General features: G+C 51.1%; 19 protein-coding genes. 12 read left to right on the top strand and 7 right to left on the bottom strand.

Annotation, left to right across the window (positions count from 1 at the left end; translation table 11 throughout):
• Positions 1-168 precede the first annotated feature (168 nt).
• From ACQY69_RS10750 to ACQY69_RS10740, 3 genes are all read left to right on the top strand, one after another.
• On the top strand, positions 169-663 hold the full coding sequence (locus ACQY69_RS10750; RefSeq protein ID WP_428260516.1) for an NAD(P)H-dependent oxidoreductase subunit E: 495 nt from the start codon (positions 169-171) through the stop codon (positions 661-663).
• Between the two features lie 69 nt (positions 664-732).
• Entirely contained in the window at positions 733-2,562 is a 1,830-nt protein-coding gene (nuoF, locus tag ACQY69_RS10745; protein WP_428261053.1) for an NADH-quinone oxidoreductase subunit NuoF, read from the top strand.
• Between the two features lie 20 nt (positions 2,563-2,582).
• Positions 2,583-4,325: an NADH-dependent [FeFe] hydrogenase, group A6 gene (locus ACQY69_RS10740; RefSeq protein ID WP_428260515.1), complete on the top strand. Its 1,743-nt coding sequence runs from the start codon at positions 2,583-2,585 to the stop codon at positions 4,323-4,325.
• A gap of 432 nt (positions 4,326-4,757) precedes the next feature.
• Here the strand turns inward: ACQY69_RS10740 and ACQY69_RS10735 are convergent, their stop codons facing one another.
• The 4 genes from ACQY69_RS10735 to ACQY69_RS10720 form a co-directional block, all read right to left on the bottom strand.
• Positions 4,758-6,659, bottom strand: coding sequence for a heavy metal translocating P-type ATPase (locus tag ACQY69_RS10735; protein ID WP_428260514.1), 1,902 nt, complete (start codon positions 6,657-6,659; stop codon positions 4,758-4,760).
• A 276-nt stretch (positions 6,660-6,935) separates the two neighbouring features.
• A complete protein-coding gene (locus ACQY69_RS10730) occupies positions 6,936-7,652 on the bottom strand; it encodes an amidohydrolase family protein (RefSeq protein ID WP_428260513.1) in 717 nt (238 codons plus the stop codon).
• A gap of 4 nt (positions 7,653-7,656) precedes the next feature.
• Positions 7,657-8,172 carry an ECF transporter S component gene (locus ACQY69_RS10725; RefSeq protein ID WP_428260512.1) on the bottom strand — a complete coding sequence of 172 codons (516 nt, stop codon included), beginning with the start codon at positions 8,170-8,172 and terminating at the stop codon, positions 7,657-7,659.
• 277 nt (positions 8,173-8,449) lie between these two features.
• Complete coding sequence (locus ACQY69_RS10720) at positions 8,450-9,001, bottom strand: flavodoxin family protein (protein WP_428260511.1); 552 nt, start codon at positions 8,999-9,001, stop codon at positions 8,450-8,452.
• Positions 9,002-9,198: 197 nt separating this feature from the next.
• On the opposite strand from ACQY69_RS10720, the gene ACQY69_RS10715 reads away from it, so the two are divergent.
• Positions 9,199-9,531, top strand: coding sequence for a winged helix-turn-helix transcriptional regulator (locus tag ACQY69_RS10715; protein WP_428260510.1), 333 nt, complete (start codon positions 9,199-9,201; stop codon positions 9,529-9,531).
• Positions 9,532-9,892: 361 nt separating this feature from the next.
• Positions 9,893-10,255 (top strand): DUF4180 domain-containing protein, encoded by a 363-nt coding sequence (locus tag ACQY69_RS10710; RefSeq protein ID WP_428260509.1) that lies wholly within the window; start codon positions 9,893-9,895, stop codon positions 10,253-10,255.
• A 148-nt stretch (positions 10,256-10,403) separates the two neighbouring features.
• Here the strand turns inward: ACQY69_RS10710 and guaA are convergent, their stop codons facing one another.
• Both guaA and ACQY69_RS10700 read right to left on the bottom strand, forming a co-directional pair.
• A complete protein-coding gene (gene guaA / locus ACQY69_RS10705; RefSeq protein ID WP_428261052.1) occupies positions 10,404-11,351 on the bottom strand; it encodes a glutamine-hydrolyzing GMP synthase in 948 nt (315 codons plus the stop codon).
• Between the two features lie 170 nt (positions 11,352-11,521).
• Positions 11,522-12,772, bottom strand: a complete 1,251-nt coding sequence (locus ACQY69_RS10700) for a MalY/PatB family protein (protein WP_428260508.1) — start codon at positions 12,770-12,772, stop codon at positions 11,522-11,524.
• A gap of 106 nt (positions 12,773-12,878) precedes the next feature.
• On the opposite strand from ACQY69_RS10700, the gene ACQY69_RS10695 reads away from it, so the two are divergent.
• From ACQY69_RS10695 to ACQY69_RS10665, 7 genes are all read left to right on the top strand, one after another.
• Positions 12,879-14,024, top strand: coding sequence for an aminotransferase class V-fold PLP-dependent enzyme (locus ACQY69_RS10695; RefSeq protein ID WP_428260507.1), 1,146 nt, complete (start codon positions 12,879-12,881; stop codon positions 14,022-14,024).
• Positions 14,024-15,049: a ThiF family adenylyltransferase gene (locus tag ACQY69_RS10690; protein ID WP_428260506.1), complete on the top strand. Its 1,026-nt coding sequence runs from the start codon at positions 14,024-14,026 to the stop codon at positions 15,047-15,049. Before ACQY69_RS10695 ends, ACQY69_RS10690 begins: the two co-directional genes overlap by 1 nt.
• Before the next feature lie 15 nt (positions 15,050-15,064).
• The gene (gene thiS / locus ACQY69_RS10685; RefSeq protein ID WP_428260505.1) at positions 15,065-15,259 is read left to right on the top strand and encodes a sulfur carrier protein ThiS; all 195 of its coding nucleotides are present in this window, start codon (positions 15,065-15,067) and stop codon (positions 15,257-15,259) included.
• A gap of 250 nt (positions 15,260-15,509) precedes the next feature.
• Positions 15,510-16,958 (top strand): carbon starvation CstA family protein, encoded by a 1,449-nt coding sequence (locus tag ACQY69_RS10680; RefSeq protein ID WP_428260504.1) that lies wholly within the window; start codon positions 15,510-15,512, stop codon positions 16,956-16,958.
• A 26-nt stretch (positions 16,959-16,984) separates the two neighbouring features.
• Positions 16,985-17,998 carry an ATPase P gene (locus ACQY69_RS10675; protein WP_428260503.1) on the top strand — a complete coding sequence of 338 codons (1,014 nt, stop codon included), beginning with the start codon at positions 16,985-16,987 and terminating at the stop codon, positions 17,996-17,998.
• Between the two features lie 172 nt (positions 17,999-18,170).
• Entirely contained in the window at positions 18,171-19,337 is a 1,167-nt protein-coding gene (locus ACQY69_RS10670) for an FIST signal transduction protein (RefSeq protein ID WP_428260502.1), read from the top strand.
• Positions 19,338-19,375: 38 nt separating this feature from the next.
• Positions 19,376-20,809, top strand: coding sequence for an aldehyde dehydrogenase family protein (locus ACQY69_RS10665; protein WP_428260501.1), 1,434 nt, complete (start codon positions 19,376-19,378; stop codon positions 20,807-20,809).
• A gap of 102 nt (positions 20,810-20,911) precedes the next feature.
• Here ACQY69_RS10665 and ACQY69_RS10660 read toward each other — a convergent pair whose 3' ends face one another.
• Entirely contained in the window at positions 20,912-21,676 is a 765-nt protein-coding gene (locus tag ACQY69_RS10660) for an IclR family transcriptional regulator (protein ID WP_428260500.1), read from the bottom strand.
• Positions 21,677-21,688 lie beyond the last annotated feature (12 nt).

Genomic DNA, 21,688 nt, shown 5'->3' with positions numbered 1-21,688 from the left:
AGTAACAAAATCTTTAATGGAGGCAACAAATTTGTAAATTGTATCAGCAAAAAAACACCGATATTTTTTTCACACGTATTGACAGAATATCTATTCCAACGATATTATAAAAATAGTTATTTTAATCACAATTATCGGAATTTTACAAAAGAGTGAAAGGAGTTTTGCATGAGCAACAATTGCACCATGTGTGCCGACGCGAAAGAAAAAGCGGAAAAACTGGATGCTATAATCGCTAAGTACAAGGACACTCAGGGCGCCCTCATTCCTGTACTCCATGAGGCCCAGGAAGTATACGGCTATCTTCCTCTGGAAGTACAGCGCGACATAGCGGAAAAGCTCAATATCCCTCTCGCGGAGGTATACGGCGTAGTCAGCTTTTACACACAATTCTCGATCAATCCTAAAGGAGAATATCAGATCAACGTCTGTATGGGTACGGCCTGTTACGTCAAGGGAGCCAACGACATCCTCGACAAATTCAGGACCAGACTTTCCATCGACGTGGGCGAATGTACCGACGACGGCAAATACTCTCTGGACGCCTGCAGATGCATAGGAGCCTGCGGCCTGGCTCCGGTGGTGACCATCAATGACGAAGTCTTCGGTAAACTGGTTCCCGACGATGTCGACGGCATCATAGACAAGTTCGATAAACTTTAGGAGGTAATAGCGATGATAAAGAGCATTTCGGATATCGATAAGATAAGAAAGGAAAAACAGGCTGACCTGATGATCCGTGTAAACCCTGACGCTGAGCCTACGGCGACAGGCGGTAAGATGCACATAATGGTCTGCGGAGGTACAGGCTGTACGTCTTCCAATTCCATGAAGATAATAGACGGATTGGAGAGCCTGATAAAGATAAACAAACTGGAGAACGATATCAAAGTCGTAAAGACCGGTTGCTTCGGTCTCTGCGCTGAAGGTCCCATCGTTATGTTCTATCCTGAGCATATCATGTACACGCTGGTACAGCCGGAGGACGTCAACGAGATCTTCGACAGCCATATCATGAAGGGCGAACCCGTAAGACGTTTGCTGGCCGGCGACAAAGAAGCTGAAAAGATAGAGAACGCGCTGGAAAACGTGGACTTCTTCTCCAGACAGATGAGAGTGGCGCTGAGAAACTGCGGAGCCATCAATCCCGAAAATATAGACGAGTACATAGCGAGAGACGGTTATTCGGCTCTGGAAAAAGTCCTGACAGAGATGGAGCCGGAGGATGTCATAGATACGATAAAGGATTCAGGCCTGAGAGGAAGAGGCGGCGGTGGATTCCCTACAGGGGTCAAGTGGAGCTTTGCCGCAGACCAGCAGGTGGCACAGAAATATGTATGCTGCAATGCCGATGAAGGCGATCCGGGAGCGTTCATGGACAGATCGGTGCTGGAGGGAGATCCCCACTCTGTTATAGAAGCCATGGCCATAGCCGGATACGCCATCGGTGCCAATCAGGGATATGTATACGTGCGAGCCGAATATCCTATCGCCGTGGAAAGACTCACCATAGCCATAAAGCAGGCTCAGGAATACGGATTGCTGGGCAAGGATATCTTCGGCACCGGATTTGATTTCGATCTGGACGTGCGGCTGGGCGCCGGAGCCTTCGTATGCGGAGAAGAAACGGCCCTCATGACATCGGTGGAAGGGCGCAGAGGAGAACCGCAGCCAAGACCTCCGTTCCCTGCCGTAAAAGGGCTCTTCGGCAAGCCTACCATCCTCAACAACGTGGAAACTTACGCCAATATCCCTATGATAATCCTCCGGGGAGCCGAGTGGTTCTCAAGCATCGGCACGGAAAAATCAAAGGGAACCAAAGTATTCGCTGTGGGCGGCAAAATAAACAACACCGGTCTGGTGGAAATCCCTATGGGGACCACACTGCGTGAGATAATATACGACATCGGCGGCGGTATCCCTAACGGCAAGGAATTCAAAGCGGCTCAGACAGGCGGCCCTTCCGGCGGCTGCATCCCGGCTTCCGAGCTGGACACTCCTATAGATTACGATTCGCTGATAGCTCTGGGCTCCATGATGGGTTCCGGCGGTCTCATCGTAATGGACGAGGACACCTGCATGGTGGACCTGGCCAAGTTCTTCCTTGAATTCACCGTCGATGAATCCTGCGGCAAATGTCCTCCTTGCAGGATAGGCACCAAGAGGATGCTGGAGATCGTAACGCGTATCACAGAAGGTAAGGGACAGGTAGAGGATCTGGAAAAGCTGGAAGTCCTGGCCAGGAACATAAAGGCGTCCGCCCTCTGCGGACTGGGCCAGACGGCTCCTAACCCTGTGCTTTCCACCATGAGATACTTCAAGGACGAATATATGGCCCATGTTGTGGACAAGAAATGTCCAGCCGGCGTCTGCAAATCCATGGTACAGTATGTCATATTCGACAGCATCTGCAAGCGCTGCAGCATCTGTAAGAAGAACTGCCCTGTGGGCGCGATATCGGGCGACAAGGATACCCCATTCGTCATCGATCAGGACAAGTGTATCAAGTGTGGCGTTTGTATGGAGAAGTGTCCGTTCAAGTCAATAATGAAGAACGCGTAATGTGAAGGAGGCCGCATAACATGAATAAAGTAAACATAACCATAGACGGTATAAACCTTTATGTACCGGAAAACTATACGATCCTGGAGGCAGCCAAAGAGGTAAACATAACCATCCCTACCCTCTGTTTCCTCAAGGATATCAGCGAGATCGGCTGCTGCCGTATGTGCGTCGTTGAGGTGAAGGGAGCCAGAGCGCTGCAGGCTGCCTGCGTCCATCCTGTCTCGGAAGGGATGGAGGTCTTCACCCACACTCCTAAGGTAATGGAGGCAAGAAAGGTGAACCTGGAGCTGATACTCTCCAACCACAACGCCAGATGCCAGACCTGCTCCAGAAGCTGGATGGACTGCGAACTCCAGGCTCTGGCTAACAAACTGTCGGTGGGAGAAGTGAGATTTGAGGGAGAAAGCAAAAAACTGCCGCTGGACATCGGCCCTTCCATCGTAAGAGATCCTAACAAATGCATCCTGTGCAGAAGATGCGTCAGCGTCTGCAAGAACATACAGACAGTAGGAGTGATCGACGTCATCAACAGAGGCTTCAATACGCAGATAGCGTCACCGTTCAACATGTCCCTCAAAGACACACCATGTGTCAACTGCGGACAGTGTATCAATGTATGTCCTGTCGCCGCCCTTCACGAAAAGAATGACATCGACAGAGTATGGGAGGCCATATACGATCCGACAAAGCACGTCATCGCCCAGACAGCTCCTGCCGTAAGGGTAGCCCTGGGTGAGGATTTCGATATGCCTATCGGTACTCCTGTTACCGGTAAAATGGTAACGGCCCTGAGGATGCTGGGCTTCGACAAGGTGTTCGACACCGATACGGGAGCCGACCTGACCATCATGGAGGAAGGAGCCGAGCTGATAGACAGGATACGCGGAGGCGGCAAGCTGCCACTCATCACATCCTGCTCGCCGGGCTGGATAAAGTTCTGCGAACACAATTATCCGGATATGTTGGATAATCTGTCCACATGTAAATCACCTCATCAGATGTTCGGAGCTATTCTCAAGACTTACTACGCAGAACAGAACGGACTTGATCCGAAGGACATCGTAGTAGTCTCCGTAATGCCTTGCACCGCTAAGAAGTTCGAGGCGGGAAGGCCTGAAATGCAGGTGGACGGCCTGGCCGACGTGGACATCGTCATAACGACGAGAGAGCTGGGCACGATGATATACGACTCCGGTATCGACTTCCCTGATCTGGGTGACAGCGATTTCGACGCTCCGTTCGGAGGCGCATCGGGAGCCGGCGTAATATTCGGAACCACGGGAGGCGTGATGGAAGCGGCTCTCAGGACCGTATCGGATATCCTGACGGGAAGCTCCGCCGATAACTTCGAATACGAAGACGTCCGCGGCCTTGAGGGTATCAAGATAGCTACCATCACCATCAACGATCTCAACATAAGAGCCGCAGTGGCCCACGGCCTCGGCAACGCCAGGAAACTGATGGATGCCATAAAAGCCGGCGAAGAATTCCACTTCGTCGAGATCATGGCCTGTCCGGGAGGCTGCATAAACGGAGGCGGCCAGCCGCTCCAGCTCTCCGACGTCCGAAACTGGATAGATATCAAGGAAGAGAGAGCCAAGGGACTGTACAGAGAAGACAGAAATACATATATCAGGAAATCCCACAACAACCCTGCCGTTAAAAAGCTGTACAAGAACTTCCTGGGCATGGCCAACGGAAGCAAGGCTCATCAGCTTCTCCATACCCACTATACTGCGAGGAAAAATTACAGAGATTGATTTTCCACCAACAGCAAAGGGCTGCATGTCGTCAAGTATGACGATGTGCAGCCCCTTTTTTGTCATCTATTCTCATCGGTTTTCATTGTGCTTCATCATCCGGCAGGTTTCCCGCCCTTCCCGGCAAATCTGCCGGATTTTAAGGATTCCGTTGAGATCCGGCAACGCCGACAGACTTTGTTGCCGGATTTTTCACTGTCGCTTGAGATTCGGCAGCAGCTTGCCGGATTTTTACTTTAAACAGTTTTCCCGGCGCGGATTTTCAAATATTTCTCTGTCGCTTCTCGATTTTATGGATGTTTTTTCCTTTTTCCTGCCAAATTCTCTTTACTTTTCTGAAATCCGGCAACGTCTTGTGTTTTTATTGCCGGATTATCTCTCTTCCCCGAAAATTCGGCAGCAAAGCCTGTAAATCTCACGATAGCGACTCGCCTATCTTCTTTTCCATTTCAGCAACAGCGATGAATTGATTATCACCAGCACTGAACCGGCATTATGGACAAGTGCTCCCACGACCGGCCCCATCACTCCCGTTATAGCCAGGATGATAGCCAGGAAGTTGAGGCCCATGGAAAAGGACAGGTTCAGCTTTATGGTCGTCATCATCCGTTTAGCCAGCGCCACCAGATGAGGCAGCTCCTTGATCTCATCGTCTACCAGCGCGATGTCAGCCGCATCCACGGCGATATCGCTGCCAACGCCTCCCATGGCAATCCCCACATTGGCTTTTTTCAGCGCCGGCGCATCGTTGATGCCGTCTCCTATCATGCAGACATCGCTGCTGTTCTTCTGATATGCGTCTATATCATTGAGCTTGTCTTCCGGCATGCAATTGGAATGGATCTCACTGATTCCCAGTTGTCCGGCGATGTTGTCCGCCGCGTTCCTGTTGTCACCTGTAAGCAGCACCGGCTCTACTCCCAGCGCCTTCAGCCGTGTTATCATATCCCGGCTCTCCTCTCTCACCGTGTCCGACAGAACTATATAACCGGCCATCTCTCCATCTATAGCTGCCAGGATGACGGTGGAGCCTTCCGAGATGTGCTTTCCCGCCGCTCTCGCAATGTCACCGGTGACGGTGATATCCTCCGCTGATATCAGCTTGACATTACCGGCCGCCACCTTTTTCCCATCGATGACAGCCTTCACGCCTTGCCCCGGTATCATTGTGAAACCTTCCACCTTTCTGGCCTTCAGGCTTCCTTCACGGCCTTCTTCACTCTCTGTTTTCATGCAGCAGGAGAATATGGCCTTTCCCAGCGGATGCTCCGAGAACTGCTCCGCAGCAGCCACCATCGAATACAGCTGTTCATCGGGCACTCCTTCCAGCACGCTATGTACTTCTGTCACTTCCGGTGTCCCGTAGGTAAGGGTCCCGGTCTTATCGAAGGTTATCCTGGAGACTCTGGCCAGCCGTTCCAATGCATCACCCTCCCTGACCAGGAAGCCGTGCTTCGTAGCATTGCCTATGGCTGCCATGATGGCTGTCGGTGTAGCCAGTACCAGCGCACATGGACAGAACACTACCAGGATCGTCACTGCCCTTATTATCTCTCCCGTCACTGCCCACGTTACAGCCGCCGCAGTCAGCGCAATGATCACTATCCATGTAGCCCATCTGTCGGCCAGGCTGACTATCTTGGCTTTGCCGGCATCGGCCGACTGCACCAGCTTTATCATCCGCTGTATGGAGCTGTCCTCTCCGACCCTTGTAGCCTTCATCTCGAAGGCACCGAACTGGTTCACCGTCCCGCTGGAGACCTCATCGCCGGCCGATTTGTCTACCGGCAGCGATTCTCCCGTCATCACGGCCTGATTTACCGAGGTCTGCCCCGAAACGATGACACCATCTACAGGCACCGTTTCGCCGGGAAGTACTCTTATCATGTCTCCCACCTTCACCTGCTCAGCAGGCACTACCTCTTCCGTCCCGTTCCTCATCACTCTGGCAGTCTGAGGAGTCAGGTGCACCAGCTTCTCTATGCCGGCTCTGGCCTTCGCTACCGTCAGGTCCTCCAGCAGCGCTCCTATCTGCATGATGAAGGCTACCTCTCCCGCGGCAAAATCCTCCCCGATACACACAGCTGCCACCAGAGCCATGGAAACCAGCACATCAGCCTTGATGTCGAAGGCGGTGATAAGCCCTATGATGGCCTCTATTATAATCGGTACTCCGCAGAGTATTATGGCCACCCACGCCGCATCGAAGGGAAGCGGCACCAGGTCGAAAATGCTTATAACCAGCGAAATGCCCGATATCACCAGCAGAACTATCTCCTTCCTTGTGCCGCCCAGCTCCATAAACTGCTCGACTTTCTCGATCGCTTTATCCATACCGAACCTCTTTCCACGATTTCCACCGTTTCGTTTTTTCATTGCTGCATTTTTGTTTACTTGTCATTCTCCCCCACTCGGCCTTGCCAGCCGTACCCGGAACCGCGGCTACAGTCACAGCCACCGCTGCGATCGCAGTATCAGCCGCGGACACGACTCAGTCACGGCTGCGGTCACAGCCTTTTTATACCTATGGGGGTATATGTATATTATACCTATGGGGGTATCGGTTGTCAACAATCAATACTACGAGATCTTATTGGATGTGGAAACGTCTCATTGGATATCGAAGAAGTCCCTGGCGTTGCGATACAGTATCCTTTCCAGTCCCTCCTCGTCTACTCCGCTGACCAGTACCTTCTGCAGCTCCACGCTGGGATGATGAAAAGGCGTGTCCGTGCCGAACATTATCCTGTCCCTGCCGACAGTCTCGTAAGCCTCCCTTATCTTCGACGGCATAGGCATGCCGGACATTTCCAGATATATATTGGGAAATTTTCTCGCCATCTTCAGCGCCGCGTCAATATATACGCCATGGCCGTGTCCCATGTGTATCATCATCACCTTGACATCAGGATGTCTCTCAGCAAGAAGACCGATCTGCCACGGCAATGAATAGGGAGGATGACCACTGTGTATACATACCGGTAGCCCCAGCCTTTCCGCCCTTTCCATGACGGGGTCGACTATTTCCCCATCCGCACAGTATGCGTGCCTCAGTGGATTGAGCTTCACCGCGCTGAACCCCTGCCCGGCGTAGCTCTCTATCAAGCTGACGGCGTCTTCCTTAAGAGGATTTACATATACACACCCGATGAACCTTCCCGGAAAATCCTCCATGGCTTTAAGGGTCACCTGATTGTCCTCGCAGCAGAGAGCAGTCCTGTCTATGTCGAACTGATCCATCTGCTCTATGAGCCCTTCCTCCGTAATACCAACATCGGCCCACCCTCCTATGTATCCTATATGGGCATGTGCATCTATCTTCTTCATCATCTTACCTCCTTCCGTCAGCGTGCAGCGGTGAAATATGTCTCGTCAGCACACGGGCGATTACGACGAACAGTACGATGCCTATGGTCGTCTGTATGGTGACATTTGGGATGGAAAGAAGCGCGGGGCCCGTGCCTATCAGCGCGATTTTCGCCAGGGTGTACGCTGCCACCTGGAATACCCCTCCGATGACCGCGCCTTCCAGCTGCTTTCTGTGACTCAGCGGGTCTTTACTTATCACCGTCCCCATGATGAACGCCATCAGGAACTTTATCACCAACGTCGGCAGTACCCATACGGCGGCTCCCGCCAGCAGATCCGAAAGAGCCCCTCCGATGGCCGCCGCCATGCTTCCGTTCCGTCGCCCCAGCATCACCACCGCGATGAATATCATGCAGTCGCCCATGTGGCTGTACCCTCCCGTGGCCGGGTTCGGTATCTTTATCAGATATGTGGCCACAAAGATGAGTGCCGCCATCAGCGCCGTATAGACCATGTACGTTATCTTTCTGTTTTCCATATAAAAGCCTCCTTATCAATGATATCGCTCCATAAATTGTATCGCTTTTTTGTTATTTGAAAAATATGCATTTTTATATTTTTTTAAATGTACAGTTTATGGTTTAAGCGGTGTTTGTAGATATAAATATCCGCATTATCGACAATCAAGGCATGATAACAAAATGCAGCTACAGTCCAATGCCCGGGTGATGATCCGGCGCCAATATAAAAGCCCCCGGTCAGTTTTCATACTGCCTGAGGGCTTGTCGCCGCGCATGCAGCGGGCTCTTTTTCGCTTATTTTATGGACTTTCCCAGCCGGTAAGCCTGCTGTATCTCCGGCTTTCCGTCTATATCTCCCGTGTCCATGTTGCCTCCGGCCAGAACGTGACCCAGGTTTTCCCACTTCAGATGTTCCATCAGGTGGTCATAGTAGGTGAGCACGTCTTCAAAGCCGTGGCCTTCCGCCGCCATCAGCAGAGCCGATGCCTTGCCGTTTCCACGAAGGAAATTACCATCACCTTCTTCGAGGGCAAACAGTCTGTCTACAGCGGTTCTTATCTGGCCGCTCATGTTCCAGTAATAGAGCGGCGTAGCCAGCACTACCACGTCGGCATCCTTCACGGCCGGATATATCTTGATCATATCGTCCTTCTGGACGCATGGACATTCCTGGCTGCTGTGGCCGCCGAAGCATCCTTTGCATCCGTGGATATCCATACTGTCCAGGAAAAATTCAATGACCGTATGTCCTGCGCTTTCCGCTCCTTCCGTAAAGAATTTCACCAGCGCGGACGTATTTCCCTTCCTGCGGGGGCTTCCGTTCAATATCACGATTTTTTTACTCATTGGATTTTCCTCCTTCTATTCAGCTGCCGTATCGAGCCGGGCATATCCATCCCAGGCAAACGGCTTGTCCTTTACAGATTTGACTTTCTCTGTTTCCGATACTATAATTTTAGCAAGAGCAATCTATTAATCAAGTACGCACATTTAAGTGAGGTACTTATATTTAAGTTATATACTTATCTAAAGGAGAGTGCAAAATGGGACAACGATGCATTTCCAACGAAAGCCTTGGAACGACCGGCTTCAGCTATACCCTTTCGCTGATAAACGGGAAATACAAGATGACGATACTCTACACCCTGATGGAATTCGGTGTCGTACGTTTCAACGAGATGAAAAAATATATCGGCGGGATTTCCTACAAGACCCTCAGCTCCACCCTTAAAGAGCTGGAAGCTGACCAACTTGTCCACCGTGAGGAATACCCTCAGATACCGCCAAAGGTGGAATACAGTCTGACGGAGCGAGGCAAGTCTCTGATTCCGATCCTGGACGGGATGTGTGAATGGGGAGATAAGAACAGGCTGTGACGTGACCTGGTCTTTGTCTTCGGCTATCTCGCCCCCTGTAGGATGAGTGCCATCTTATCCCTGTCTTTTCCTGAAAACGTTGAGCATGATGTAAACCACGACAAGCAAGGTGGTAGCGGCTATGAGTATCGCGTACACCTTATTTGCCCCTGAAGATGTTTATGTGCTGACCGTCAGCGAAGCAGGCGGACAAGCTCTCTGCCGGTGAAATCAGCAGGGAAGAATACGACAACTGGCGTTATTACTATCCGAAGTTCGATACCACACAAATCTGGGCGAAAGTCCCTTCGCAGGAGTTAAGCGACGCATTCGTCGAAGCATTCAAAGACAAATTACAAGACTAATCGAAAGGAACATCTATATGAATTTAAGTAAAATTGAAAATAAAGACACTCTTTGTGCGTTAGTAAATTGCGAAAATACAGTTATTACGGACACCCAATCAGCACTTGATTTGGTAATGAGTGCAAATTACGATATCGGAACGAAAAATATCGTAATTTCCAAACAGCTTATTACAGAGGATTTCTTTGTCCTCAGTACGGGACTGGCTGGAGAGATATTACAAAAGTTTGTCAATTACGGTGGTCGTATTGCTATTTACGGTGACTATTCACACTACACAAGCAAACCATTAAAAGACTTCATCTATGAGAGCAATAATGGTAAGGATGTATTTTTTGTATCATCTTTGGAGGAAGCAGTTGAAAAACTCACCAAATGATTACAAATTAAAATGACGACAAAAAGCCCTTAGCTATGAGTTACTACCCACAGCTAAGGGCTTTCTAATATGGATTTCTTTTGCCACACAACCGCTTGTCAATCATTCTGCAACCCGCATAAATACTGGGTTTTTACGGTGTTTCATTTTATTCCCACTCGATAGTAGCAACTGGTTTATCGGAAATATCCCACAGCACCCTGTTGATCCCCGGGACTTCGGCGATTATGCGATCACGCATACGGCGCAGCATATCGAATGGTATCTCCACGGATTCCGCCGTCACAGCATCCACTGTATTGATAGCTCTGATCACGGCCGCCCAACCCATGTACCTCTTTCCATCCTTGATGCCGGTGGATTTGACATCAGGTATGGCTACGAAATACTGCCAAGGCAGGCTTTCCATCTTTTCTATCTCTTCTCTCACGATGGCATCAGCCTCCCTTACGGCTTCCAGTCTGTCGCGTGTTATGGCTCCTGTACACCTTACGCCCAGACCGGGGCCGGGGAATGGCTGACGATACACCATATTATCAGGCAATCCGAGAGCCTCGCCCACCACGCGCACTTCGTCTTTGTAGAGCAGCTTCACCGGTTCCACCAGCTCAAACTGCATATCATCAGGGAGCCCGCCCACATTGTGGTGAGCCTTCACGCCGTCGCTCTCCAGTATATCGGGATATATGGTCCCCTGCGCCAGGAACTCTATTCCTTCCTGCTTACGTGCTTCTTCCTCGAAGACACGGATGAACTCAGCTCCGATTATCTTCCTCTTCTTCTCCGGTTCCTCCACTCCTGCCAGCTTTTCCAGGAAACGATCCACCGCATCCACATAGACAAGATTAGCGTTCATCTGATCCCTGAAGACCTCGATCACCTGTTCCGGCTCACCTTTTCTCAGCAGACCATGGTTTACATGGACGCATACCAGCTGCTGCCCTATGGCTTTTATCAGCAGGGCAGCCACCACCGACGAATCGACTCCGCCGGAAAGAGCCAGCAGCACCTTCTTGTCTCCAACCTGTTCCTTTATTTCCTTTACCTTTTCATCGATAAATGCCTCCGCCAGAGCCTGGGTAGTTATGCGCTCCATGGTCTCAGGCCGTTTGTTGTTATCCATATCCATTCCTCCGTTTGACCTTTCTAATGACTTCTTCTGTGAACATTATACCTTTGCCGCCTCCTTCTATCAAGCTGAAAGAAACAGCTTTGCGTATCGTATCGGGTTTGTCCGGCGCTGCCGCTGCACCTCCTGCATAAATATCATCGCGCTGATATTTTCTGATGTTCCGCCACGGCTTTGGCCATTCTCTTCAGACCTTCCCCGACCACAGCTCTTGGAGCCGCCAGATTTACTCTGATGAATCCCTCAGCATTGTCCACGAACAGCCTGTTGCCGCTTTCCACCAGCACTCCCGCCTTTTCCGCGAAGAATCGGGAAAGTCCGGCTCCGCCGGATGCAGCTGAAGCTGTCGCGATATCCGGAAGACACGCCCTCATATCCACCCACAGAAGATATGTAGCCTGCGGAATGCGGCAGACAGCACCTGGCATGTTTTCCCTTATGAAGTCCACAGCGAAAGTGAAATTATCATCCAGATATCCTCTCAGCTCCTCAAGCCACGATCCGCCCTTCTCATAAGCAGCTTTACAGGCTTCCAGTGACAGAGGGTTGACCATCCCGCCCAACTTATCGTTCCTTACGAAGGTCTTCCGAAGAGCTTCATCCCGTATTATTATATTGGAAAACATAGTTCCCGCCAGATTGAAGGTCTTACTGGCAGCCATGCAGGTCACCAGCTTCTCATAATCTGCCATCACCTTTCCCATAGGGGTATGCTGCTGACCTTTTCTCGTAAGGTCGCAATGTATCTCATCGGAAATGATCCACAGCCTGTTCCTTTCCACTATCCCGGCCACTGCCTGAGCCTCTTCCTCAGTCCAGACCCTGCCCGTCGGATTGTGAGGATTACACCATATCACCAGCTTGACATCCGGATCCGAAGCTTTGGCCTCAAAGTCCTCCATATCCACCTTGAATCCATCTTCCATCTCGACGAGAGGAGAAAACACAGGCTCTCTTCCGCTCCTCCTGCAAGCGTATTTGAAAGGCCCGTACGCGGGCGACAGGAACAATATCTTATCCCCCGGACCCGTCATGTCCTCTGTCAGCTCGTAAAGAGCCGGGACCACTCCCTGAGAAAAAACCAGCTGTTCCTGTGGAAAATCCCATCCATACCGCTGTTTGCACCAGCCTGAAAAAGCGTCGTGATATCCGCTGTCGAAAACACTGGTATAGCCCAGTATCTTCCGATCCACCCGCGCCTTGACGGCTTCGCGTATTTCAGGAGCCACCGCGAAATCCATGTCGGCCACCCACATTCTTATCAGCTCATCGTCAGCCACAGGCAATTTCATATCGGGGTCATCGGAAAACATATATGACCTGAAGCCCTCAACGTTCTCCGCATTGGTTCCCCGCCTGTCTATAATCTCGTCAAAATCATATCTCATATCTGCCCTCCCTGGCTTTTTATTATAACAGAGCAAATTCACGTACTCAAATTTTTTCATATGTGGTACAATATATTAAATGTAGCAATACAAAGGAAGGGGATTTATGATTTACTTAGATTACGCGGCTACCTCCGGCCAGAAGCCGGAGACTGTATATTCCGCCGCAGACGACGCGCTTCGAAACGCATCCGGCAACCCTGGCCGTTCCGGACACAAGATCTCTCTGAAGGCCGGAGATATCGTCGCTGAGGCCAGACTGCTCTGCAGCCGTTTTTTCCATTCAGAGAATCCGGAATCGATGATATTCTGCTCCAATGCCACCGACGCTTTGAACCTGGCCATACAGGGGTCGGTATCTAAGGGTGACCATATCATCACATCTTCCATGGAGCATAACGCTGTGGCCCGCCCTCTGGAACATCTCAAGGATGCGGGAGTGGAGGTGACGAAGGTGAATGCTTCGCTGGAAACCGGCGTTGATCCTTCGGATGTGGCTTCCGCCATAAAGGAAAACACTAAGCTGGCAGTCTTCACCCACATGTCCAACGTGACAGGCACTATCAACGATGTGGCCGCCATAGGAGCTATATGCAGAGAAAAAGGCGTGCCGTTCCTTGTCGACGCGTCGCAGTCAGCCGGCGCGATAAAAATAGACGTGCAGAAAATGAACATAGACATGCTTGCCTTTCCCGGACACAAGTGCCTCTACGGACCTCAGGGAACTGGTGGCCTCTACATAAAACCGGGCCTGGATATCCGTCCTATAAAGCAAGGCGGTACCGGCAGCCGATCGGAAATGCTCCACCAGCCTGAGGAAAGGCCTGACAGATACGAAAGCGGGACGCTGAACGTTCCCGGTATAGCAGGACTCGGCGCAGGGATAAAATTCATAATGGATACCGGCATCGACAAGATCCATGCCCGCGACAAAGCCCTTACAGACAGGCTTATAGACGGTCTTTCGTCTCTGGAAGGAATCCGTATCTACAGCCCGCTGGATCATGAACGGGGTCCGGTAGTCTCCATAACTATCGACGGATATGAACCCCAGGATATTTCCATATACCTGGATCAGGTGTTCGACATAGCTACCAGGAGCGGCCTCCACTGCGCGCCGGACGCCCATGGAACGATAGGTACACTGGACAGCGGCGGCACTGTCCGCATCAGTCCGGGATATTTCACCACCGAAGACGACATCGACGCCTGCATAGAGGCAGTCGGCATCATAAGCAGAGGTGAACTTTAATGAGCAATAACGTTTCACGATATGTCAGACAGGAGATCTTTGCCGGGATCGGCAAAGAAGGCCAGGGAAAAATAAGTAAAGGCCGGGTAGCTATCATCGAGATGAGCTCCATCGGCGCAGCCGTCGCCAACAATCTGGCGAGAGCCGGCGTCGGATATCTGAAACTGATAGACGGCGATTACATCGAAATGGCAGAGCTCCAAAGGCAAACGCTTTTCACCGAAGAGGAAGCGAAAAACGAAACTCCGAGAGCTGTCGCCGCGGCTCAGTATCTCAGAGGAGTGAACTCCGAAGTGGTCATCGACCCTGTCATTTCCGACGTCAACAGCGGCACCATCGATAACCTGATAGAAGATGTGGATCTGGTCATCGACGCCACCGACAGCATGGAGGTGCGCCTCCTTCTCAACGAAGCCTGTCACCACCTGAAGAAACCGTGGATATACGGAGGCACGCTGGCCTCCTCCGGCATGACCATGAACGTAATGCCGGGCGACGATGAGCCGTGTCTCAGGTGCTTCCTGGGGGACGAATACGACGCCGGAGGCGAACAGCCCACCTGCGCCACAGTCGGCATACTCAATTCAGCAGCATCCATCGTAGCGGCTCTCCAGTCGGCGGAGGCTCTGAAGATACTCAGCGATTCCGACGCGGTGAGAAAGGATCTGGTGACTTTTGATGTATGGGAAAACTACTTTGACCTGGTTCCCGTCGACAAGGATCCCGACTGCCCCGTATGCGGCAGACAGGGCTACGCCTTTTACGGCAAGGTAGGTTCTCAGACAGCCACCATGTGCGGCAAGGATTCCGTTCAGGTGATACCGAAGAAGGAAGTGGAACTGGATTTTGAAAAATATGCCGAGAAGCTGGCGTCCCAGGGCACAGTGAAATATACTAAATACACCCTGGATTTCAGCGACGGCAATATCGATATAAAGCTTTTCAAAAACGGCAGGGCCATCATCAAGCATGTAAGCGATGAGAAAAGAGCCAAAGCCGTATACGCCGAATACATCGGACTTTGATAAGGAGGTGTTAGGATGAAAGTCATACTGAACCAGAAGGAGACGGAACTGGCCGACGGCATCAACGTCGCGGAGCTGATGAAGGAACAGAAGATGAGCCGCGCCATGGTAAAGATAAATGAGGTCCGTATCCGCCCCGCTGATTACGAAGCTACCGTCATCCAGGACGGAGATAAGGTGACGCTGCGACGAGTCGTAGCCGGAGGCTGAAGATAACATATTCAGACGATTTATCACAAAAACCGACAATTTATCACGACAATAGACATTCCCCCTCTCCTGCGGTATAATATTTTGGGTTTTGAGAGCTGTCGTCCACCGCGCCGATGCCGCCTGTGCGTCTGACCGGCAGACGCTTGACCGGCAGACGCTTGACCGGCGGATACCTGCCCGGTACGAAAGCTCTGAATGCCCGAAACGCAATTTATATCTAGTTAGAAATGAAAGAGGGGGAATTTTTATGATCAGTTTTATCATCTGCCTCATTCTTCTGATAGGCGGATATTTCGTCTACGGCAAGGTCGCCGAAAACACCTTCGAGCCTGACGACAGGGAGACACCGGCTGTAAAGATAAACGACGGCGTCGATTATGTGGTCATGCCGCAGTGGAAGCTGTTCCTGGTACAGCTCCTCAATATCGCCGGACTGGGGCCTATCTTCGGAGCCATGCAGGGAGCTTTATGGGGACCGGTCGTGTTCCTGTGGATAACTTTCGGCACCATCTTCGCCGGAGGCGTCCACGACTACTTCTCCGGCATGCTGTCGGAGAGAAACGACGGCGCTTCCATCTCGGAAGTATGCGGCATATATCTGGGAAAATTCATGAAGAATCTCATGCGCGTATTCAGCGTCGTTCTGCTGGTGATGGTAGGCACTGTATTTGCCGTCGGCCCGGCAGGACTCATCGTGACGCTGTTCGCTCAGGGCGGCATCGGCGGTATTCTGGCAAATGCCGAATTCTGGCTCTGGATAGTCCTGGCCTACTATTTCATCGCCACATTCCTCTCCATAGATAAGATCATCGGAAAGATATATCCCATCTTCGGCGTCTGCCTCATCGTAATGGCAGTCGGCGTGATATTCGGGATATTCGTCAATTCGCAGTACGGCATCCCTGAGATATGGGACAATTTCACCAATATGCACCCTGACGGGACTCCTATATGGAGCTTCATGTTCATAACCGTTGCCTGCGGAGCCATATCGGGCTTCCACTCCACACAGTCGCCTCTCATGGCCCGCTGCATGAAATCAGAACGTCAGGGCCGATTCGTATTTTACGGCGCCATGACGGCCGAAGGTGTCATCGCCCTCATATGGGCGGCTGCCGGATGCGCTCTCTACGAGGTCACCGGCGGACTCAACACAGGTCTCGCAGAAGTGTTGGCCGGAGGTCAGTCGGCGGCCATCTACGACGTATGCTCCAAGACCATGGGCGGCATCGGCATCGCGCTGGCTATGATAGGAGTCATCGTATGCCCGATAACATCCGGGGATACGGCCTTCAGAAGCGCCCGTCTCACTCTGGCCGACTGGTTCGGCATGAGCCAGGACAAGTACAAGAACAGACTGATACTGTGCATACCGCTCCTGGCTGCAGGCGCTCTCATCGGCCATCTGGACTATACCGTAGTATGGAGATATTTCAGCTGGACCAATCAGACACTGGCCATGATAGTTCTCTGGACGGCCAGCATGTATCTCTTCCGCACCGGGAAGAATTACTGGCTCACAGCAGTTCCGGCCACTTTCATGAGTGCCGTTTCCATGACATATCTGTTCTGCGCGCCTGAATGCTTCGGCCTTTCCACGACCATAGCATATCCGGCGGGTATAATATTAGCGGCATTCTTCCTGGGCATATTCATCTACGCCATCAGGAAAAAGCCTAAGACGACCATCGGCTGACACAGCCGCGCGAAGGGAGAAGGATAATGATCTTCAAACCGATAAAACTGAGCTTGTCCGCCCTTCCGGACGATCAGCTTCGATACGACAGGAAAAACTGTGCCAGATACGGACCCTGCGGTGTCGGGGAAAAAGCGCTCTACATGGGCGGACTGTGGCTGGACAGGAAATACTATGTCCCCTTTTCCTCCGCAGAGCGGATATATAAACGGGTAGCCATGAGCAAGGGCGGCTTCACAGGCAAAGGTATTTTTGCATCGATACCTTATCTGGTAGTGGAATATGACGGAGGACGTCAGTTCAAATCCGCCTTCAAACGTGAAGAGCAAGTGGATTCCCTTCTCCGCCGTATAGCGGAAGAGCACCCGGATATAAAACGCCACAGCGCCGAAGCAGAGAAAAAGCTGGCCGACAAGGATCGTCACAGGGCAAAAAAACTGAAGAGATCCGTCCCTGACGACATCCGCCAGGAGATAGACTTCCTCGAGCGCTGCGCTCTTTATCTGGAAAAACAGCCTTCTCTCTTCAGGAACCTGAGCACCGCAGCCAGGCGGAAACGCGCTTATGATAACAGCAGCCCCGCCTACAGATGGGTCGCCATGTTCATCACCCTCATGGGCGCGGCAGCCGCTGCGTATGGCATATATTCCATCATTACAGGCGGTGTCGGAGGATTCAGCCTTTACTTCCTGTTGTTCGGACTGGCAGCCATATTCTTCTTTTCCGGGATGAGTGTACTGCCGACAGCCAGGAACAACAAGCGGCGCATCCAGCAGTCCCTTGAAAGAGCAGAAGGCGATATGGAAAAATACATAAAGGATTTTCACGAGTTCCCTCTTCCCGCCCGCTACGCCCACCCGGCAGTTCTCCGCAGGATGGAGGATATATTAGCCGATGGCCGGGCCGCAGCCGCCTCCGATGCTCTGGACGTTCTGAAGGACGACTTGAAAGCCCTCAACCGGGACGTTCAGGTGGAGCAGGAAGAATACGATGAGATCATCGCCATAAAACCAATGTTCCTGATAAATTCCTACAAATAAATGTGTTGCTTATTCTATGAAACGCGGTTTCACAATGCGGAACCGCGTTTTTATAATGCAAAATTAGAACATTTGCCCTTCTTCCTTTTCAGAATTATCATTAATTCAGACAACAAGATAGTATGCATTTTGAAAACATGAGTAAAAATAATATGAAAAGGAGGAATCAGTAATGTTAACGATCAAAACAGGAAACAGCACCAACGCCAACGCCGCAGCGGCAGGAAGAGAAGTAGCGTTACAGGTAAAAGAAGACCTGGATAACATGAAGATGGCCTTTGTATACAGTGGGGTTCAATACGATCAGAAAGAATTCATAGATGCCATCTCAGCCGAGCTGCCGGGAGTACCGCTCATCGGCAACACATCCTTCACAGGTGTCATGACCCCGGACGGTTTCATCTCCGGTGAAGACGGATTCGCCGGCATCATGGCAATCTCCGACGACGAACTGTCTGTGGGAGTTGCCGGCATGCCTAAGGAAGGGACTGCCAGGGAGACCGGCCACAAGGTAGCCGAAAAGGCTCTGAAAGCTGCCGGGAAGACCGAAGCTCCAGCCTACTTTTATATGTCGGCCCCTTCCGGAGAAGAAGAATATTATCTGAAAGGCATCACCGAAGTTATCGGCCGAGTCCCATTCTTCGGAGGTACTGCCGCCGACAATACCATAACAGGCCAATGGCTCCTCTATACCGACGAAATGGTAACGGCAGACGGAGTATCAGTAGCCTTCTTCTACACTGACAGACCATTCGCCAATAAGTTCACAGGAGCTTACAACGAGACTGACAAAGCCGGTATAATCACCAAAATAGATGGCGACAGAACTCTGGTCGAAATCAACGGCAAGCCGGCAATACAACAGTACAGGGAGTGGACAGGAGCCGGCGCAGAAGATGTCGCCGGAGGAAACCTTCTCTCCTACGCCATCTGCAAACCTCTGGCTGTAAAGGACAGACTGGGAGATCTGGCAGCCATAAGACACCCGATGAATGGCAACGACGACGGCTCCATGAACATCGGAAATAATCTGGCAGTGAACACTGCGGTAGTATTGATGGAAGCTACAGTAGACGAACTGATCTCCGCAGTAGGCAAGACCCTTGAAGAGCTGAAGAAGAAAATAGACGGACCTATAGCCGGACTTCACTTAGTACACTGCGGCGGCAGGAGAGCCGGCATCGACGCAAGGATAAATGAAGTATATGAACAGGTGAAGCAGCATGCAGGCGATATCCCGTTCATCATGGAATTCACCTTCGGAGAATACGGCTATGAAGACGACGGCAATAACACCTGTGGCGGGCTGATGCTCTCGTTCACAGCTTTCGGAAAATAATTGGCGATCAGGAAATCATTATAAAGGAGGACACTACTATGAAAATGATAATAAACGGACAGAAGACCGACAGCATGAGCGGCGCTACATTCGACGTGATCGCGCCTGCTACAGGCGAAGTGATAGACAGCGTTCCTAAGGCCACGGCAGAGGACGTGGAAAATGCTGTAACAGCTGCCGTCGCTGGTCAGAAGATCTGGGCTGATGTACCTATTTCTCAAAAAGCGGAAATACTCTACAGATTTCTGGACATCGTCGACCTCAATAAGGAAGATCTGGCTCAGACTCTGTCAGCTGAAAACGGCAAACCTATAGCAGAAGCTCGTGCTGAAATAGGCAACATCAAAATAGGCTTTTCAGGATTCATCGAACACGCGAAACATTACTATGGCTCCATAATCCCTCCGGGGACCGAGGCAGGTCAGGATAAGCATATGCAGTTGGTTACCAGAGAACCTATCGGCGTAGTCGCCTGCATCATACCATTCAATTTCCCTTGCGACCTCTTCGACCAGAAAGTCGCTCCTGCCCTCATGATGGGCAACGCTGCCATTGTACTTCCTTCGTCGGACAATCCTCTGACGCTGATGAAGCTGACGGAAATGCTGGTAGAAGCAGGCGTTCCTGACGGAGTCATCCAGTGCGTGACAGCCCCCGGCTCAGTTAAAAGTACAGCTGTGGCAGACCCAAGAGTGCATCTCGTAACGCTGACAGGAAGCACGGAAGTAGGTATCGACACTGCGAAGATAGCGGCCGGCAACCTTACTCATACAGCCCTCGAACTGGGCGGCAACGACGCCTTTATCCTGCTTGATGACGGCGATGTAGACCTGGCAGTGGAAGAGATGATATGGGGCAGGATGTACAATACCGGACAGGTATGCTGTGCAAGCAAACGATTCCTCGTCCATAATTCTCTGAAGGATGAGTTCGCCGAAAAGGCTGTCAACAGGATAAAACAGTTGAAATACGGCGATCCTAAAGATGAAGATACCCAGATAGCATGCCTTATCAGTGAAAAGGCTGCCATCAAAGTAGAGAAGGAAGTGGATCTGACTGTAGAACAGGGCGGTAAGATAATATTGGGCGGCAAGAGAAACGGAGCCTTTTACGAACCTACCGTTATCGTAGATGTTCCTAAGACGGCGGATGTCGCCAAGGATATGGAGATTTTCGGACCTGTAGTCCCTATCATCGGATTCGATACCGACGAGGAAGCTATCGAGATAGCCAACAGTTCCAAGTTTGGTCTCTCCAGCTGTGTATTCTCATCAAACCAGAAGAGAGCCTTCAAGGTCGCCAGAGCCATGGAGGCAGGCGGCGCCGTTATCAACGGAGCCAGCTTCTTCAGAGCGTTCGAGATGCCGTTCGGAGGCTGGAAGCAGAGTGGTATAGGTACCGAAGGCGTGATGAGTACATTCAATGAGATGACAAGAGTCAAGAACATCGTTTTGAAGAACATTATCGACTGAATGTGATATATACCAAAAAATCTACTGACCGCGCGCCGACAGAAAAACTACTCTGTCGGCGCGCGGCCTTTTTCCCTATAGCTATATCCCCACCGAAGATCATTATTCCTGATATCCCAGCTTTTCAGATATTTCCATAGCGTTCCTCATCATATACCGAGCCACTTCCTCTATACGCTGATCAGTCAGCACATGTCTGTCTCCGCCGACACTTATGGCTGCTATGATGTCGCCTTTATAATCGTATATAGGCGCGCCTACACATCTGTGCCTCGGCTCGTATTCCTCATCATCCATGGCCCATCCCTGTCTGCGGACTTTTATCAGCTCTTTGTGGAGTTCTTCCATGCTGGAGATCGTATTGGGCGTGAATTTTATAAAACTGCATTCCCTCATGGTTCGCTCGATCTTGTCTTTGGAAAGACCCGACAGCAGACATTTCCCCAGAGACGAGCAATATGCCGGAACTCTTGTGCCGATCTGAGAAAAAGCCTTTGGAGCGAACGGCCCTGTTATCTTCTCCAGATATACCACGTTTTCCCTTTCCAACACTCCCAAATACGACGCCATCCCCAGAAAAGCGCTTATCTCTGCGATGTACGGCCGTGCCTCTGTCTGAAGCTCTAACTCGTTTATGTAATAGCTGGCAGTCTCTATCAATTTGTGGCCCAACTTATAATTTCCATCATCCTCTCTCATGAGGAACCCTCGTCTGACCAGAGTATTTATTATCCTGTAGGCCGTGCTCTTATGAAGTCCGGTATCCGCGGAGATTTCCGTGAGGCTCTTCCCTTCCTGCCGAGATGCTGCCGACTCTATTATATCCAGCGCCCGTTCTACAGACTGTACCCCTTTATCATCGCTCATATCCATCCTCCT

The sequence above is a fragment of the Gallibacter sp. Marseille-QA0791 genome (assembly GCF_965119705.1).
Lineage (GTDB): Bacteria > Bacillota > Clostridia > Peptostreptococcales > Anaerovoracaceae > Lentihominibacter > Lentihominibacter excrementipullorum.
Note: the sequence above shows the minus strand (reverse complement) of the source record. Positions and strands in the feature narration are given on the sequence as shown.